The sequence below is a fragment of the Methylococcus capsulatus genome, assembly GCF_036864975.1.
Classification (GTDB): Bacteria; Pseudomonadota; Gammaproteobacteria; order Methylococcales; family Methylococcaceae; genus Methylococcus.
This window is the reverse complement of sequence record NZ_CP104311.1, coordinates 2,547,507-2,565,457: the sequence shown is the minus strand read 5'-3', so window position 1 is coordinate 2,565,457 and position 17,951 is coordinate 2,547,507. Positions and strand designations below refer to the sequence as shown.

The following is a 17,951-nucleotide window of genomic DNA, read 5'->3' as shown; positions in this document are numbered from 1 at the left end:
GCATGCCGCTGATCCGACTGTTCATCGAAATCTGCCTGTTCCGCAAAGGGCCGCAGGATGTCCCGCGGTCCATGCTGCTGTTGTGGCTCACAGCGGCAGCCTACCTCCTGGTCGGCTTCATCCTGCTAGGGCTGGAAGTGGAATGGCTACCAGCCATCGTCGAATCAATGGCGGAATTGGCGATGCTCCTCGGGTTCGTATGGCTGTTGCTGGCTCTGTTCAAGAAAACGCCGCGCTGGCAGAAGACGGCGATCGCCATGCTCGGCAGCGACGTTGTCATCAGCGCGCTCGCCATCCCCCTGGTGGCCTGGACCTTGGCGGCGCCCGACGTTGCCGGCATCCATCTCATCCTCTTCAGCATGATGCTCTGGCATGTCGCCGTCGTCGCGCACATTTTCCGGCACTCCCTTTCCCAACCCTGGGCCACCGGCTTGCTGCTCGCCGTCGCGTACGTGGCGGGAAGCTACAGCGTGATGATGACATTGTTCCCCCCTTCGGCCGTTTGACGATATCGGCATTCCCCGCCTTAGGCTTCGTCCTTCTCAGTGCGCACATACGCTTCCGCTACATGACCGCTTTCCTGCGCCGCCCCCATCACAGTTACCAAGACCCCCTGGCGCGGATCTGGATCGCCTGTGCCGAAAACATAGGCTTCCGCGTCGCGCGCAGCCCGGAGGTGTACGCCTCCACGGACGGACGAGGCACGATCTTGATCGGCACCGACGACCTGCTCGACCCGGACGACTCCCTCGCCCAAATGATCTTCCACGAGTTGTGCCATGCGCTGGTGGAGGGCGAAGCCGGCGAGGCCCAAGTGGATTGGGGACTGGACAACACCAGCAACCGCCACCTGTGGCGCGAGCAAGCCTGCCTGCGGCTACAGGCCTATCTCGCCGACGGTGTGGGCCTGGGCGACTTCTTCGCCCCTACCACCGACTTTCGCGTCAAATTCTGGCCCAACCTCGGCGATGACCCGATGACGGCCCCGCCAGACCAAGGCGGCCGCCGCGAACCCTCCTGCGTCGCCGCCCGGCTGGCTGTCTGGCGTGCCTCGCAGCCACGCTGGGCGCCGCACCTTCAGGCCGCTCTGGCGGCGACCGCAGCCATCGCCCGCGTCGTTCCCCGCCATATCACAAGCGACGACGGGCAGCTGCCGTCCTTATGGGCTACGGTCACGCCCCCGCCCCCCATGCATCCCGCGGGCCATGCCGCCGTCGCTCGCTACCGGGTGGAGGCAGGCTGCACCGGCTGCGCCTGGTCATACGCCGGCCGCCGGGGGATGAGCTGCCGTCATGCGCAGAAGGCGCGCATCCCTCCCGATGCGCCGGCCTGCATGCGCTGGGAGCCTGCCGAAGACCTCGATTGCCTCAGTTGTGGCGCCTGCTGCCGGGAAGCCTACCAGGCAGTGGAAATATCGGCGCGCGAACCGCTCGTCCGCCTGCATCCCGAACTGGTCGTCTCCACCGATGGACGCCGGAAACTGCGCCGCGACGGCGGGCGCTGTGCCGCCCTAACGGGGGGTAACGCCCCGGCGGAATCCTATGCCTGCGGCATCTACCCGGACCGGCCGCGGACCTGCCGGGATTTCACCCGTGGCAGCGCAAATTGTCTGGATGCCCGCCGGCGGGTGGGTCTGTCGCTGTAGAAATGCTCATTGCCCGGTGCTCCTGGGTACGGAAAACCTCACCGAGACGCGATTGCTGGTATAGCCGTGATCGTAAGCCTTGCCGTTGTAATCCAGGCGGGTATCGGCCGGTCGGCCGAGCGTGACCCTAAACGGCGCCTTCCCCTGGACAGTTCTCACTTGGCCTTTGGCCAGAGTCTGAAAGAGCAATCTTTTCCCTTCCGCGTCGATCACGCTGGCCCAGGACTCCCCCGAGAAGCTCAGCGTCAGAGTATCCACCTCGGGCGGCAAGGGTTCCGGACTGGGCTGCGCCGACGGAGACGGCGCAACGACCGGTACAACGAGGGCTTCGACCGCCGCCGGGCTTGAAGCGGGTGGCGGCATACCGGAGGGAGACGGCGCCTCCTCCCGGTCGGCCACGGTGGCCCCGGTCCCGGCCGGTTCGGCCGGCACGGGTTTGGCAAGTCCGGCCGGAGAGGGGGCCGGCCCGGAGGTCTGGGACGAATGCCAGTACTGATAACCCCAGATGCCCGCAATCCCAACCAGGACCAGAGCCAGCGGACCGAACCAGGCAACCGGTCTGACCTCGCTCTGGGCATGCACCACCGGTTCCGGCTCCGGAGCCGGTCCCTCCCCTGCGACGCGGTTATAGGCGTCGACGATTTCCTGCTCCGGCAGATCCAGCAAACGTGCGTAACTGCGCAGATATCCGCGAACGAACGTAGGGGGCGGCAGACCGGAATAGTCGTCCCGTTCGAGTGCGCCGACGGTACCTACCGATAAATGCAGTTCGCGCGCCACCTTGTCGAGCCCCAGCTTGCGTGCCTCCCGGGCAGCCCGAAGCCTGTATCCCGCGCCATCCTCTCCCGGCCGGTCTGCGGGATCGTTGTCCAGCGTGTCACCCATGTCGTTGTTCCGCCGCAAAAACGAAATTACTTGAGCGCTTGCCCGTCGCCCCATTCAAACGCATCCGGTTACGGCTTGGCAAGTTCAATTCCGCCGTTCCCTGGCATGCAAGGCGCCACATGCCACGGCCTGCCCCGAGGTGTCAAAATAGCCGTACCGGACAACCACTCCGGCGTAAGGCTATGCAGTCTCCACTCCCAAAACAACAAAGGGCCGTTGGCCCGATTGCAGAACGAGGAGAAAACTATGGAACTCGGCACCTGTGTCCATTGCGGAACCCAAATCTCCGCGCAAGCAAACATCTGCCCAAGCTGCGGAAAAACGGTCGAATCAACCTCCAGTGAAAGCGAACCCCCAATCCGAAAGCTCCGCGGAAAATTCCAGGCCATCGGCATCCTGACTCTTGCCGCCGGCATCGTGGCCACCCTGGGCGGCGCCTGGTGGGGACCGGCGCTTGCGATGCCGGGGGCGGTGCTGTTCATGCTTGGCATACTGTAAGCGAAGGCCCGACACGAAGGGAGGGAGCCCTTCGTGTTCTTGCTGACGTGAAATCCTGCTACAGAGGCCACATGACGGTCGCCGATCGACGCGGCCCTCATCGAGTGAATTACAGTTCCAAGGCATAGCTCGACACCCCCGGAGACTTGAGGCATGCTTGGCACATTCCAACGCGCGGTCGGCGGGACACGACCTTCCCCAGGACCTTTAACTGCAGGATTCCATACAGGATGGATCCCCAAATCGAGCTGTTGAAAAACACCGGCTGCCGGCTGCTTCTGGTCCTTCCAGTGGTTCTGGCCAGCGGCTGCAGCAACAAGATCGGACCGGACTACCAGACGCCCGAAACCCAGGTTTCCCCTGACTGGCTCGAAAGCGAAGACACGCGGGTTTCCAGGAAGGAGGGCAATTTCCGCGAGTGGTGGCGCATATTCAAGGACCCGGTCCTGAACAAACTCGTGGAAACCGCTTACTCACAGAATCTCCCGCTGCAGGTCGCCGCCGTCCGCATCCTGGGTTCGCGCGCGGAGCTGGGTATCGCCACCGGCAATCTGTTTCCGCAGCAACAGGGATTCGAAGGGCAAACCGAGAAAATCAGTTTGCCTTTCCTCCGGGATCTCGGGCTGGGAAGTGGCAACAGCCTTTGGTATACCCGCGTCGGCGTCATGTCGAACTGGGAAATCGACATCTGGGGCAAATATCGCCGGGCCATCGAGTCCGCCGACGCGCAGTTGATGGCTTCCATCGCCGAGTACGACGACATCCTGGTCACCCTCACCGCCGACGTCGCCAACACCTATATCCTGATCCGAACCCTGGAAAAGCGCCTGGATATAGCCCGCCACAACGTCGAGACCCAGAGCGAGAGCCTTAGGATCGCCGAGGCCAAGTTCCACGGCGGCACCAGTACCCAGCGCGACGTGGAGCAAGCCAAAACCGTGCTCGCCGGCACCCAGGCAACCATCCCGGTGCTGGAAGCACAGCTTCGGCAGGCGAAGAACACGCTTTGCTATTTGCTCGGCATGCCGCCCGATAAACTCGACCAGCCCTTGGGCTCTGGAGCGCAATTCGGCCAGATCCCCGCTCCGCCGGTCCAGGTCGCCGTCGGCATTCCCGCCGACCTGCTGCGGCGCCGCCCGGACGTGCGTCGGGCGGAACAAAGCGCCGCGGCCCAGTCAGCCCGCATCGGCATCGCCAAAGCCGCGCTCTATCCGGCCTTCTCGATCAGTGGCAGCTTCGGCTTCGTTTCGACCAACTCCCAGGGCCACAGTCTGGGCGACATTTTCAATTGGGGACAGCATTTCTACCGCTTCGGCCCTTCCGTGCAGTGGAATCTGTTCAATTACGGCCAACTCACCAATCAAGTCCGGGCCCAGGACGCCCGGTTCCAGGAACTGGCCCTGGGTTATCAGAACACCGTACTGAAGGCGCAGCAGGAGGCCGAGAGTGCCTTGATCGGCTTCCTCAAGACCCAGAATTCCGCACAGTTCCTGGCCGAGAGTACCGCCGCCGCCCAACGCTCGCTGGATCTGGCCACCCTGCAATACCGCGAAGGCATTGCCGATTTCACCACGGTGCTGACGGCGGAGCAGGATCTGCTCAAGCAGCAGGACAACTTCGCCCAGACCCTAGGCAGCATCGCCACCCATCTGGTCGGCGTCTACCGGGCCCTGGGCGGCGGCTGGCAGATCCGCGAAGGCAAGGACTTCGTGCCCGAGCCCATTCTGCAGGCCATGGGCGAGCGAACCCACTGGGGCGACCTGTTGAAGCCGGGGGCCGTCTCCAAGACACCGCCGGCCAACCTCATCCGGGCACCGGATTGGTGAGGCCGCAAGCCTTGCCGAATATTCATTTTGACTTAATTGGGCGACTAGCCGCGCTCCAGCCGATTCAGCCGCCGCCACCGGAAACGACTTCAGGGAGACTCTTCCAGTGATTCGCACGACGCCACACCGCCGGGGCAATTTGCGGCGCACCCTTGCCGGCACCTTGACTTACCTGCTGTTCGTGGTCGGCAGCGGCTGCGATCGATCCAACACTTACGCCCCCCCGCCGCCGCCCCAAGTGATCGTCAGCCAGCCTGTCGAAGGTCCGGTCACGCCTTACCTCGAACTCACGGGAAACACCCAGGCGAGCAAAACCGCAGAACTCCGCGCCCGCGTCGAAGGTTATCTGGAAAAAATTCTGTTCCGCGAGGGCGAAATCGTCAAGGAGGGACAACTGCTGTTCCTCATCCAGCAGAACACCTACGAGGCCAAGCTGAAGGAGGCCAAGGCCCAGCTGCTCGCCGACAAGGCTCGTCTGAAGCATGCGGAAACCGAATACATACGGTTTTCCGGATTGCTCAAACAGAACGCCGCCGCCCAGACCGACGTCGATCGCTGGCGCTACGAGCGTGACGCAGCGCAGGCTGCGGTCATGGCCTCGGAAGCCAACGTCGACCTCGCGCAGCTCAATCTAAGCTATACCGAAGTCAGAGCCCCCTTCACCGGCCGTGCCGGCCGCCGCCTCAAAGACCCCGGTAACCTGGTGGGCGCTGGTGAGAAAACCGTGCTCGCCGAAATCAACCAGATCGACCCGATCTATGCCTATTTCACGATCAGCGAGCAGGATCTGCTGCGGGTTCGCGGCCAGCACCAGGACGAGGCAACCAGCCCCCGCGTGCCGGACGTACCCGTGTTTCTGGGACTGGTCAACGAAGACGGCTATCCGCACCAAGGGAAACTCGACTTCGCCGGCATACGGCTGGACCCCACTACCGGCACCTTGCTGCTGCGCGCCATTTTCCCGAACCCGGACTATTCCATTCTTCCCGGCCTGTTCGCTCGGCTCAAGGCGCCGGTCGACGTGGCGCAGTCCGCGCTGCTCATCCCGGTGGAAGCCATCGGCTACGACCAGCTCGGCCCCTACGTACTCGTCGTCAACGACAAGAACCTGGTCGAGCGGCGCAGCATCGCCGCTGGCCCCCCTTCCGGGCGCATGCTGTCGGTCAGCGACGGACTGAAAAGCACCGACTGGATCGTGGTCGACGGCCTGCTGCGCGCCATTCCGGGCAAGGAAGTGGCTCCCGTCCGGCAGCCGCTGGCGGCTGACTCGACCGGTAATTCCGCGGGAGCGCCCGCCCGATGATCTCCAAGTTCTTCATCGAACGGCCGATCTTCGCCAACGTCATCGCGATCGTCACGATCATCCTGGGTGTCGTCAGCCTCATCAATTTGCCGGTCGCCCAGTATCCCGACATCGTGCCCCCCACCATCCAGGTCACCACTCGCTATCCCGGGGCCAGCGCCGAGATCATAGCCAATACGGTCGGCATCCCGATCGAACAGGCGGTCAACGGGGTGGAAAACTCGCTGTACCTATCCTCGACCAGCGGCAGCGACGGCTCCTACGCCTTGACCGTGACCTTCAGGGTCGGCAGCGATCTCAACACCGCCTTGGCCCTGGTGCAGAACATGGTCAACGGCGCCCTCGCCCAGTTGCCGGACGCCGTCCAGAAGCAGGGCGTCACCGTCAAGAAAGTCTCGACCGACATGCTGCAGGTCATCAGCCTGTACTCGGACGACGACCGTTTCGACGAAACCTATCTGTCCAATTACGCCGTCATCAATCTGCAGTATCCGCTGGCCCGCATCCATGGCGTCGGGCAGATCAAGGTCGTCGGCGCCGGCTCCTACAGCATGCGGGTATGGCTGAATCCGGAGAGGTTGCGCTACTACGGCCTGACCGCCAAGGACGTGGCCGACGCCATTCAGCAACAGAACGTCGAGGTCGTGGCCGGCCAGCTCGGTAGCCCTCCGGTGCCCGAGGACCAGCCCTACCAGTTCACCATCAATGCCCTGGGCCGTCTGTCCGATGTCTCGGAATTCGAAAACATCATCATCAAGACCAGACGGGGAAAGCCCCAGCAAGCGGTCGCGAACGAGGATATCGCCCGGATCGTGCGCGTGAAGGACCTCGCCCGAGTCGAGTTGAGCCAGCAGACTTACACCAACTACGCCGAGGTCAACGGCCACCGATCGACCCAGATCGTGGTCTACACCCTGCCCGGGGCCAACGCGGTCGACGTTGGCGAAAAAATCAAGCAGTCGATGGAAGAAATGAGCCAGGACTTTCCGGAAGGGCTCAAGTACGCGATCTTCTACGACACCACGAAGTTCATCGATCAATCGATCCATGCGGTCTACGAGACCTTGCTCGAAGCCGGCGTGCTGGTGCTGATCGTCATCATGGTGTTCCTGCAGAACTGGCGGGCGACCCTGGTGCCGGCAACGACCGTGCCGGTCACCATCATCGGCGCCTTCGCCGCGATGGCGATGCTCGGCTTCTCGGTCAACCTGATGACCTTGTTCGCCTTGATCCTGGCGATCGGCATCGTCGTGGACGATGCCATTATGATCGTCGAGAACGCCTGGCACTACATCGAGAAGGGGCTGACGCCGAAGGAGGCGTCGATCAAGGCGATGAGCGAGATGACCGGCCCGGTCATCGGCATCACCCTGGTGCTGACCGCGGTATTCCTGCCTTCGGCCTTCCTGCCCGGCATTACCGGCCAGATGTTCCGACAATTCGCTCTGGTGATCGCCTCTACCGCGGTCATCAGCGCCATCAACGCATTGACCCTGAAACCCGCGCAGTGCGCCCTTTACCTGAAGGCCAGGCCGGCCGAGCACCGCCCGAATGCGTTCTATCGCGGATTCAATACGGTCTACGCGAAAATCGAGGCGGCCTATACCCGGCTGGTGCGTTGGATGGTAAACCGGCCCGGTACCATGGCCGCGGTTTTTTTTGCCGTCATCGCCATGGGCGGCTGGCTGTTCAGCATCCACCCGACTGGCTTCCTGCCCAGCGAAGACCAGGGTTATGCGATGATCATGACGCGCCTGCCGGACGGCGCCGCGCAGCCCAGACTCCGGCAAGCCAGCCGGAAGCTGGACGAGGTCCTGAAGAAAACCCCCGGCGTCCATGCCTGGGTCGTGATCGGGGGGTTATCGATCCTCGATACCGCCAATCTTTCGAACGCCGCCACGACTTTCGTCATTTACGACGATTGGGACAAGCGCGGCGAGACGCTGACTCAGGCCCGCATTCTCGGCGGCCTGAAAAAGCAGCTCGACGCCATTCCGGAAGCCCAGTTCGCCATCATGATCCCCCCGCCTATCCGCGGCCTCGGCCAAGCCGGAGGCTTTCAGATGATGGTCGAAGACAAACGCAGCCTCGGCCTGCCCGAGTTGCAGAAAGGCGTGCTGGAACTGGTCCACGCCGGCTCCGCGCAATCCCGTCTCGGCTTCGTCGGTTCGACCTTCAGCAACCGCAGCCCCCAGCTGTACCTCGACATAGACCGCACCAAGGCACAGTCGCAAGAGGTGCCGCTGAACAACGTATTCGCCACCCTGCAGGCGTATCTCGGGTCGGCTTACGTCAATCTGTTCAACAAATTCAACCAGTCGTTCCAGGTCTACGTCCAGGCCGATGCGCCCTACCGGCTGCGGCCGGAGGACATCCAGAATCTGTACGTGAAGAACGTCCGGGAGGACATGGTACCGCTGGGTTCCCTCCTGACGGTGAAACACAAGCTGGGTTCGGAACTGGTCACGCGCTACAACCTCTATCCGGCGGCTCCGGTATTCGGCACCGCGGCCCCGGGGTTCAGCTCTGGCGAGGCGATCCAGCTGATGGAGCAGGTCGCCAAAAACACCTTGCCGCAAGGCATGAGCTTCGAATGGACCGCGACCGCGTTCCAGGAAAAGCAGCTCGGCAACCAAGCCTATTACATCTACGCGCTTTCTATCGTCCTGGTGTTCCTGGTGCTGGCTGCCCAGTATGAGAGCTGGGCAAGCCCAGCCGCCGTCATTCTGGTGGTGCCCATGGCCCTGGTGGGCGTCATCGTCGCCCTCATCATCCGCCACTTCGACAACAACCTCTACACTCAGGTCGGGCTGGTCCTGATGATTGCACTGGCCAGCAAGAATGCCATCCTGGTGGTGGAATTCGCGCGGGAACTGCGCGCCGAAGGCATGGCCATCGCCGATGCCGCAGTGGAAGCCACCCGGCGCCGGTTCCGGCCCATCATCATGACTTCGTTCGCTTTCATCCTGGGTGTCGTCCCACTGATGAAAGCCGGCGGCGCCGGCGCGGCCAGCCAGCAGGCGATCGGCACCGTGGTGTTCGGCGGCATGCTGGCCTCGACGATCCTGGCCATCCCCTTCGTACCGGTGTTCTACGTCATCACCCAGCGCTGGAGCGAGCGGAAGAAAGGAGGTAGGCCGGAATCTTCAGCGGCCGGCTGAAATGGGCCGTAGGCATATCCAGGCTTTCCGTCCCGGCTAAAGGGCAGGGCATGAGCCGCTCCTGCAACGACGATTGACAAACCGCCTCCACTTGACGAAAGTGTATCCGACCCTTGCGGCAGGTCTTTCGCCCCGGCGAGGAATGCTTATACGAACATCCGGAGACATGGGCACATGAGTTCCACCGGCGTTCCACATACCGATCTTTGGCCGCTCCTGCTCTATTTCGGGCTGGTTCTGGTCGTGGTAGGCACGATGCTCGCGCTGCCCCCTTTCCTTGGGGAACGCCGCACCCGCCGCACTTGGTCTACGGAGCAGCCCTACGAGTCCGGCATCGTCGCGGTGGGCGGCCCCCAGCTCCGCTTCTCGGTCCGCTTCTATCTCATCGCGATCTTCTTCGTCATTTTCGATCTGGAAGCCGTCTTCATCTTCGCCTGGGCCATCGCCTTTCGCGAAAGCGGCTGGCCAGGTTACCTCGAAATCCTGATCTTCATCGGCGTCCTGGTCGCCACACTGGTTTATCTGTGGCGCATCGGCGCACTCGACTGGCGCACCCCCCGCCAGCGCATCGTCGAAGCCAAATTCCACCTGTAGCCCCCCATGCGCTGGAGCCTGACACGAGCAGACCAGATCCCGGCCCCCCAGCCGGGCCGGCAGACTTACGAGGAAGCCCTGCGGCGCAACATCCTGTTTGCCCGCCTGGACGACCTGGTGCGCTGGGGTCGCAAGAATTCGATCTGGCCGTTCAATTTCGGCCTGTCCTGCTGCTACGTGGAAATGGCGACGGCCTTCACCAGCCGCTTCGACATCGCCCGTTTCGGTTCCGAGGTGATCCGGGCCAGCCCCCGCCAAGCCGACCTGATGGTGATTTCCGGCACGGTCTTCCGCAAAATGGCGCCGGTGGTCAAGCATCTCTACGACCAATTGCTCGAACCCAAGTGGATCATTTCCATGGGCTCCTGTGCCAACTCCGGCGGGATGTACGACATCTACAGCGTGGTCCAGGGCGTGGACAAATTTTTACCCGTGGACGTCTACGTGCCGGGCTGCCCGCCACGGCCGGAAGCCTTGTTGGAGGGACTGATGATGCTGCAGGAATTGGTGGAAAAGGAGGAGCGGCCCTTGAGCTGGGTGATCGGACCGCAAGGCATTCAAAAGGCTCCCGTGCCCAGCCGGCGTGACCTCAAACAGGCCGAACGCAACCGGGCCACCGAACTGCACGATCCGTTCAGCCTGGATTGAGCGGGAGGAAATCCGGACATGGCGGCCTCGATGACGGAACATGCTGGAACCATCGTACCGGCCCTGTGCCGTCGCTTCGGCGACGAGAGCTTCGTCTACCAAGCCACCGCCGACGGCATACCCACACTGTGGCTGCCCGCCAGAACCCTCGTCGAGACGATCCGCTACCTGCGTTCGGAAATCGACCGGCCCTATGCGCTGCTGTTCGACCTGACCGCCGTCGACGAGCGGGTCCGCAAACACCGCGAGGGATTGCCCGCCAGTGCCTACACCGTCGTCTATCACCTCATTTCGTTGGAGCGCAACGCCGACGTCCGGCTGAAAGTCGCCCTCCCGGAAACCGATCCGGCACTCCCCAGCATCGTTGCCGTCTGTCCCGCCGCCAACTGGTACGAGCGCGAAGTCTGGGACATGTTCGGCATCCGTTTCGACGGCCATCCCAACCTGCGCCGCCTCATCATGCCGCCGACTTGGCAGGGCCATCCGTTGCGCAAGGACCACCCGGCTCGGGCCACCGAGATGGAACCGTTCAGCCTACCGGACGAGGTACAGCGGCAGGAACAGGAAGCTCTGCGCTTCGTGCCTGAAGAGTGGGGCATGCAGCGCCAGAGTGACGACACCGATTTCCTGTTCCTGAACTTAGGCCCCAACCATCCCAGCGTGCATGGGGTGTTCCGGGTCGCCCTCCAGCTCGATGGCGAGGAGATCGTCGATGCCGTCCCGGACATCGGCTACCACCACCGGGGCGCCGAGAAGATGGGCGAGCGCCAATCCTGGCACAGCTACATCCCCTACACCGACCGGATCGATTACCTGGGCGGTTCGATGAACAACCTGCCTTACGTCATGGCGGTCGAAAAACTGGCCGGAATCGAGGTGCCGGAGCGCGCCCGGGTCATCCGGGTCATGATCTGTGAGTTCTACCGGATCGCCAGCCACCTCCTGTTCTACGGGACTTTCGCCCAGGATGTGGGCCAGATGTCGCCGATCTTCTACATGTTCATCGACCGCGAGAAGGTGTTCGAGATCATCGAATCCTTCACCGGCGCCCGGATGCATTCGAGTTTCTTCCGCATCGGTGGCGTCGCCATGGACCTGCCCGAGGGCTGGGACAGACTGATCCGCGAGTTCATCGCCTATTTTCCCAAGCGTCTGGCCGAATACGACAAGGCAGTGATGGCCAACAAGCTGATCCAGCGCCGCACCCGCGGCATCGGTGCCTACACCACTGCTGAAGCCATCGACTGGAGCGTGACCGGGGCGGGACTGCGGGCTACGGGTCTGCCCTGGGACTACCGCAAGGCCCGGCCCTATTCGGGTTACGAGCACTTCGAATTCGACATTCCGACCGGCACGAATGGCGACTGCTACGACCGTTGCGCGGTGCGGGTGGAGGAGATGCGGCAGAGCCTCCGGATCATCGAGCAGTGTGTGGAGCACATGCCTACCGGCCCTTACAAAGCCGAGCACCCGCTCACCACCCCGCCGCCCAGGGAACGCACGATGCACGACATCGAAACGCTAATCCAGCATTTCCTCAGCGTCTCTTGGGGCCCGGTGATCCCGCCCGGCGAGGTTTGCATGACGATCGAGGCGACCAAGGGCCTGAACGGCTATTATCTGACCTCCGATGGCGGCACGATGGCGTACCGTACCCGTATCCGCACCCCCTCGTTCCCGCATCTGCAAATGATTCCGCTGATGAGCCGCGGCATGATGATCGCCGACCTCATCGCCATCCTCGCCAGTATCGATTTCGTGATGGCCGACGTGGACCGCTGAAGGAGCCTGAACATGATCCTCACTGCCGACGAAATCCAAGCCATCCGCCAGGAAGCCGGGCATTTCCCCCACCCTTCGGCGGCCGCGATCGAAGCGTTGAACATCGTGCAGCGCAGCCACGGCTGGATTTCCGATGAACTGCTGGAGGAGATCGCCGAACTGTTGGGGATGTCACCGGCGGAGCTGGACAGTGTCGCCACCTTCTACAACCTGATCTACCGCCGCCCGGTCGGCAAGCGCGTCATCCACTATTGCAACAGCGTAAGCTGCTGGATGTTGGGCGCGGAGGAAAACCGCCGCCATCTGACCGAGAAGCTCGGCATCGGTCTGGGGGAAACCACGGGGGACGGCGAATACACCCTGCTCCCCATCGTCTGCCTGGGCGCCTGCGACAAGGCGCCGGTACTCATGATCGGCGACGAGACCCATTTCAACGTCGATCCCGCCAGGCTGGACACCATTCTCGGTGAAACCGGAGCGCCCTGATGGACGCGCCGCTCACCCGCAACATCAAATCCGACGGCTCGACCGTGACTCTGGCCGAATATCTCGCCGGCGGTGGCTACGAAGGGTTGAAAAAAACCCTCGCCGAATTCACCCCTCTGGAGGTGCAGCAGCGGGTCAAAGACTCCGGACTACGCGGCCGCGGTGGCGCCGGCTTCCCGACCGGCCTGAAATGGAGCTTCGTGCCGATGGGCGAGGATGCGCCCAAAACCAAATACTTGGTGGTCAATGGCGACGAGATGGAGCCCGGCACGTTCAAAGACCGGCTGTTGCTGGAAGGCGATCCGCACCAACTGATCGAAGGCGTGGCCATCGCATCTTACGCCATCCAGGCGAACGTCGCTTATATCTTCCTCCGGGGGGAGTACCGGCTGGCGGCGGCGCGACTGCGGCGGGCGATCGCCGAAGCCGAAGCACACAAGCTGCTCGGCGAAAACATCCTCGGCTCGGGATTCAGCCTGGATCTGCGTCTGCACACCAGCGCCGGCCGCTACATCTGCGGCGAGGAAACCGCCCTGCTCAACTCCTTGGAAGGGAAGCGCGCCACCCCTCGCGCCAAACCACCGTTTCCGCAAGTCTCCGGGCTGTTCGGCAAGCCCACCATCGTCAACAACGTCGAGACTCTGTGCAATCTGCCGCACATCCTCCGCAACGGAGTGGAGTGGTACCAGAGTCTCAGCCGCAGCGGCGAGCCGGGCACCAAGATTTACGGCGTCAGCGGTCGGGTCGAGCGCCCCGGCGCATGGGAGCTGCCCATGGGTACCACGGCGAGGGAGATCATCGAAGAACATGCCGGCGGAATGCGGCAAGGCTACCGGTTGAAAGGCTACCTGCCCGGGGGGGCGTCCACCGATTTTCTGCTGCCCGAACACCTGGACATCCCCATGGACTACGGGTCGATCGCCAAGGCCGGCAGCAGGCTCGGTACCGGCACGATGATCCTGTTGGACGATAAGACCTGTCCAGTGCAGATGGTGCTCAACCTCGAACGGTTCTTTGCTCAGGAATCCTGCGGCTGGTGCACCCCCTGCCGGGATGGCCTGCCCTGGACCGTCAGCCTGCTCGAAGACCTGATAGCAGGGCGCGGCCGGCCTGAGGACCTCGAGACTTTGGCGCGCTTGTGCGGCCTGCTCGGCCCCGGCAATACCTTCTGCGCCCTCGCCCCCGGCGCGATGGAGCCGCTGCAGAGCGCCCTCAAATATTTCCGCGCCGATTTCGAGCGCTATCTCCAGCCGCAAAACATCAACGGAGGCGCCCATGCCTGACAAAATCGTAAGGAACGATTTTGGACGGCCGAAGGCCGGTCCCCAGGACGGACTCCAGGGAGGGAGTCCGCACAAAATCGTAAGGAACGATTTTGAACGGCCGAAGGCCGGTCCCCAGGACGGACTCCAGGGAGGGAGTCCGCACAAAATCGTAAGGAACGATTTTGAACGGCCGAAGGCCGGTCCCCAGGACGGACTCCAGGGAGGGAGTCCGCACATCGAAATCGACGGCAAGAGCTATCCGGTCAAGGCAGGGGAAAACCTGCTGCAGGCGATACTCTCGCTGGGCCTGGACCTGCCTTATTTCTGCTGGCACCCGGCCATGGGTTCGGTCGGCGCCTGCCGCCAGTGCGGCGTGATCCAGTTCAAAGATGCAGACGACACCCAAGGCCGGGTGGTGATGGCCTGCATGACACCGGTTGCGGAGGGTATGCGGATTTCTCTGCAGGGCCCTGACGCCAAAGCCTTCCGCGCCGGCATCCTGGAACTGCTGATGACCAACCATCCGCACGACTGCCCCGTGTGCGAGGAAGGCGGCGAATGCCATCTGCAGGACATGACTGTGATGACCGGCCATACCTTCCGCCAATACCGCGGCCTCAAGCGCACCCACCGCAACCAGGACTTGGGACCCTTCATCAACCACGAGATGAACCGCTGCATCGCCTGCTACCGCTGCGTCCGCTATTACCAGGACTATTGCGGCGGCGAGGATCTGCAAGTATTCGCCTCGCACAACCACGTCTATTTCGGCCGCCACGAGGACGGGACGCTGGAGAACGAATTCAGTGGCAACCTCGTTGAGGTCTGCCCCACCGGGGTGTTCACCGACAAGACCTTCAGCCGTCATTACAGCCGCAAATGGGACCTGCAGACCGCGCCCTCGGTCTGCGTCCACTGCGGCATTGGCTGCAACACCAGCCCCGGTGAGCGTTATGGCAGTCTGCGGCGGATCGTCAACCGCTACCACGGCGAGATCAACGGCTATTTCCTCTGCGACCGGGGGCGATTCGGCTACGGCTTCGTCAACGGCCCGGCTCGCCTGCATCAGGCCCGCTCCGCCGAAACCGCTCCGCTGGACGTGCACGCCGCCGAAAACCGCTTGCGCGCCATGCTCGAGGATGCCAAGGGAATCATCGGCATCGGATCGCCCCGCGCCAGCCTCGAGGCCAATTTCGCCTTGCGGGAACGGGTCGGCGCGGAGCGTTTCCATGCCGGCATCGGCGGCGCCGAACATGGCTGCCTGCGCACCCTGCTCGACCTCATCCGGAACTTCCCCGTCCACCTCGTGTCGCTGCGGGAGGCCGAACGGGCGGATGCCGTCTTCATCCTGGGCGAAGACCCGACTCAGACCGCACCGCGGCTGGCGCTGGCGCTGCGCCAAGCAGTGCGCAACCGTGCCCTGGCCATCGCCGACGAACTGGGCATCCCGCACTGGCAGGATGCCGCCGTGCGTGAAGCGGCCCAGGCCGAGAAGAGCCCGCTGTTCATCGCCAGTCCGGCGCCGACCCGGCTGGACGACATCGCCGTGCGAATCTGCCGCGCATCCCCTCAGACCATCGCCCGGCTGGGCTTCGCCGTCGCGCACGGGATCTGCCCCGAAGCGCCGGCCGTCTCAAATCTGCCCCCCGAACACGAAGCCCTGGCTGCGGAAATCACCCAGGCGCTGACCTCGGCCGAACGGCCCCTGATCGTGTCCGGCACTGGCTGCCTGAGCGAAGACGCGCTGCGGGCGGTGGGCCAGATCGCCGCCGCACTGGCGGCGACACGGGGGGGTCAGGCCACGGCGGTGCATTTCGCCGTACCGGAATGCAACAGCCTGGGGCTGGCGATGATGGAGGCGCAGCCTCTTGCCCACGCCTTCCAGACCATCGAGGCCGGAAGGGCCGACACGCTCCTGATCCTGGAGAACGATCTCTACCGGCGGGCGGACCGGACCGCGATCGATGCGCTACTGACGCGTGCGAGACAGGTGATCGTGATCGACCATACCCTGCACGCCACAGCGGAGCGCGCGCACCTCGTCCTGCCGGCCGCCAGCTTCGCCGAAACCGAAGGGACGTTGATCAGCAGCGAAGGGCGCGCCCAGCGCTTCTTCGCAGCGATGCAGCCGGCCGGCGACAGCCGGGATGGCTGGCGCTGGCTCGGGCCGTGGCCCCACCTCGACGATCTGACCCGAGCGCTGGCCGGCTCGCTACCGGTGTTCCAGCAAATCACCGCTTGCGCGCCGGGAGCGGCCTTCCGCATCGCAGGCCAGAAGATCCCGCGCCAGCCGCACCGCTACAGCGGACGCACCGCAATGCTGGCCGACGTCCGCATCCACGAACCGAAACCGCCGGAGGACACCGATTCGGCCCTGGCCTTCTCCATGGAGGGAGCGGCAACCGATCATCCGCCTGCCCTGAATCCCTTCGTCTGGGCGCCGGGCTGGAACTCGAACCAGGCGGTCTGCAAATTCCAGGATGAAGCCGGCGGGCATCTCTCCGGCGGTGATCCCGGCATCCGTCTGCTCGGTGGCGGCGACGGGGCCGAACGGCCGTGGTCCCCGCCGCCGGAAGCCGAGGCGCCCCTTGCGGACGCGCTGCGGCTGGTACCGCTTCACCACATCTTCGGCAGCGACGAGACCAGCATGCACTCGGCCGCAGTGGCAGAACGGGCGCCGCATCCCTATCTCGCCATCGCTCCCGAAGACGCGACCCGGCTCGGTCTCGCCGAAGGCGAAGAAGTCGAACTCGCCCCGGACGTCTGGCTGCCGGTGAAGCTCCTCTCCGGCCTCGCGGCCGGCGTCGCCGGCGTACCGGCCGGCCTGCCCGACCTGCCTTTCCTGGCAACCGCCTCGCGGCCGTGGAAACCGAACGAAGCTGGAGAGGAGATGTCATGACCGTCGGATCGCCTTATGTCGTCGTCGGCATCCTGCTCTCGGTCGTGGTCGTCGCGGCTTGGCTGATCTGGGTGGAGCGCCGCCTGATCGGGATCTGGCAGGACCGGCTCGGGCCCAACCGGGTCGGCCCGCTCGGGCTGGGACAGGTGGTGGCTGACATGGTCAAGATCTTCTTCAAAGAAGACTGGATTCCGCCTTTCGCCGACAAGCCGGTGTTCGTCATCGCGCCGGCCATCGTCATGGTGACCATGCTGCTCGGCTTCGTGGTGGTGCCGTTCGCGCCGGGCGTGGGCGTCATCGACTTCAACTTCGGCCTGCTGTATTTCTTCGCGCTGTCTTCGCTGGCGGTCTACAGCCAGGTGCTCGCGGGCTACGCCTCGAACAACAAATACTCCCTGCTCGGGAGCCTGCGCGCCGCCGCCCAGAGCATCAGCTACGAGGTCTTCATGGGGCTGGCCGCCATGGGTGTGGTGATGCTGGCCGGCAGCTTCAACCTGCGGGAGATCGTCGAAGCGCAGAAAGACGGCTGGTACGTACTGCCGCAGTTTGCCGGCTTTCTCGCCTTCCTGGTGGCGGCTGTGGCGGAATGCCATCGCGCTCCCTTTGACCTGCCGGAAGCCGAACAGGAGATCACAGGTGGCTTCCACACCGAATATTCCGGCATGAAGTTCGGCATGTTCTTCGTCGGCGAATACTTGGGGATCACCCTGAACTCGGCCATGCTGGTGACACTGTTCTTCGGCGGCTGGCTGGGACCGGCCTTCCTGCCGCCTTTGGCCTGGTTCATCCTCAAGACCCTGGTCTTCATCCTCTTCTTCATCCTGCTGCGTGCGGCGCTGGCCCGGCCGCGCTACGATCAGCTCATGAGTTTCGGCTGGAAGGTGATGCTGCCGCTGACCCTGGCCAATATCGTCATCACCGGGGCCGTCGGCCTGTTGGTGCCATGAGTGAGAAAGCGA

14 protein-coding genes are annotated in these 17,951 nt (G+C 63.7%); 13 read left to right on the top strand and 1 reads right to left on the bottom strand.

What is annotated here, in order from left to right; all coding sequences use genetic code 11:
- The first annotated feature begins 2 nt into the window (after nucleotides 1-2).
- Together N4J17_RS12575 and N4J17_RS12570 are read left to right on the top strand one after the other, a co-directional pair.
- Complete coding sequence (locus N4J17_RS12575) at nucleotides 3-506, top strand: hypothetical protein (RefSeq protein WP_198321541.1); 504 nt, start codon at nucleotides 3-5, stop codon at nucleotides 504-506.
- 62 nt (nucleotides 507-568) lie between these two features.
- Complete coding sequence (locus N4J17_RS12570; RefSeq protein ID WP_198321540.1) at nucleotides 569-1,645, top strand: YkgJ family cysteine cluster protein; 1,077 nt, start codon at nucleotides 569-571, stop codon at nucleotides 1,643-1,645.
- 6 nt (nucleotides 1,646-1,651) lie between these two features.
- On the opposite strand, the gene N4J17_RS12565 is transcribed toward N4J17_RS12570, so the two are convergent.
- The gene (locus tag N4J17_RS12565) at nucleotides 1,652-2,530 is read right to left on the bottom strand and encodes a RodZ domain-containing protein (RefSeq protein WP_198321539.1); all 879 of its coding nucleotides are present in this window, start codon (nucleotides 2,528-2,530) and stop codon (nucleotides 1,652-1,654) included.
- A 246-nt stretch (nucleotides 2,531-2,776) separates the two neighbouring features.
- Between N4J17_RS12565 and N4J17_RS12560 the strand changes: the two genes are divergently transcribed.
- The 11 genes from N4J17_RS12560 (at nucleotide 2,777) to nuoH (ending at nucleotide 17,939) form a co-directional block, all read left to right on the top strand.
- The gene (locus tag N4J17_RS12560) at nucleotides 2,777-3,028 is read left to right on the top strand and encodes a zinc-ribbon domain-containing protein (RefSeq protein WP_198321538.1); all 252 of its coding nucleotides are present in this window, start codon (nucleotides 2,777-2,779) and stop codon (nucleotides 3,026-3,028) included.
- A gap of 230 nt (nucleotides 3,029-3,258) precedes the next feature.
- Nucleotides 3,259-4,854, top strand: a complete 1,596-nt coding sequence (locus N4J17_RS12555; protein WP_232470171.1) for an efflux transporter outer membrane subunit — start codon at nucleotides 3,259-3,261, stop codon at nucleotides 4,852-4,854.
- Nucleotides 4,855-4,960: 106 nt separating this feature from the next.
- Nucleotides 4,961-6,157 carry an efflux RND transporter periplasmic adaptor subunit gene (locus N4J17_RS12550; RefSeq protein WP_198321537.1) on the top strand — a complete coding sequence of 399 codons (1,197 nt, stop codon included), beginning with the start codon at nucleotides 4,961-4,963 and terminating at the stop codon, nucleotides 6,155-6,157.
- The gene (locus tag N4J17_RS12545) at nucleotides 6,154-9,318 is read left to right on the top strand and encodes an efflux RND transporter permease subunit (protein ID WP_198321536.1); all 3,165 of its coding nucleotides are present in this window, start codon (nucleotides 6,154-6,156) and stop codon (nucleotides 9,316-9,318) included. The genes N4J17_RS12550 and N4J17_RS12545 overlap by 4 nt, the downstream gene beginning before the upstream one ends.
- A 174-nt stretch (nucleotides 9,319-9,492) precedes the next feature.
- Nucleotides 9,493-9,912, top strand: a complete 420-nt coding sequence (gene ndhC, locus N4J17_RS12540) for an NADH-quinone oxidoreductase subunit A (RefSeq protein WP_198321535.1) — start codon at nucleotides 9,493-9,495, stop codon at nucleotides 9,910-9,912.
- Between the two features lie 6 nt (nucleotides 9,913-9,918).
- Nucleotides 9,919-10,560, top strand: a complete 642-nt coding sequence (locus tag N4J17_RS12535; RefSeq protein ID WP_232470170.1) for a NuoB/complex I 20 kDa subunit family protein — start codon at nucleotides 9,919-9,921, stop codon at nucleotides 10,558-10,560.
- A gap of 18 nt (nucleotides 10,561-10,578) precedes the next feature.
- A complete protein-coding gene (gene nuoC, locus N4J17_RS12530; RefSeq protein ID WP_198321534.1) occupies nucleotides 10,579-12,342 on the top strand; it encodes an NADH-quinone oxidoreductase subunit C/D in 1,764 nt (587 codons plus the stop codon).
- A gap of 12 nt (nucleotides 12,343-12,354) precedes the next feature.
- Nucleotides 12,355-12,828, top strand: coding sequence for an NADH-quinone oxidoreductase subunit NuoE (gene nuoE / locus N4J17_RS12525; RefSeq protein ID WP_198321533.1), 474 nt, complete (start codon nucleotides 12,355-12,357; stop codon nucleotides 12,826-12,828).
- On the top strand, nucleotides 12,828-14,111 hold the full coding sequence (gene nuoF, locus N4J17_RS12520) for an NADH-quinone oxidoreductase subunit NuoF (protein ID WP_198321532.1): 1,284 nt from the start codon (nucleotides 12,828-12,830) through the stop codon (nucleotides 14,109-14,111). Before nuoE ends, nuoF begins: the two co-directional genes overlap by 1 nt.
- Nucleotides 14,104-16,992, top strand: a complete 2,889-nt coding sequence (gene nuoG / locus N4J17_RS12515) for an NADH-quinone oxidoreductase subunit NuoG (protein WP_232470169.1) — start codon at nucleotides 14,104-14,106, stop codon at nucleotides 16,990-16,992. Before nuoF ends, nuoG begins: the two co-directional genes overlap by 8 nt.
- On the top strand, nucleotides 16,989-17,939 hold the full coding sequence (gene nuoH, locus N4J17_RS12510) for an NADH-quinone oxidoreductase subunit NuoH (protein WP_198321531.1): 951 nt from the start codon (nucleotides 16,989-16,991) through the stop codon (nucleotides 17,937-17,939). The genes nuoG and nuoH overlap by 4 nt, the downstream gene beginning before the upstream one ends.
- The last annotated feature ends 12 nt before the right edge of the window (nucleotides 17,940-17,951 follow it).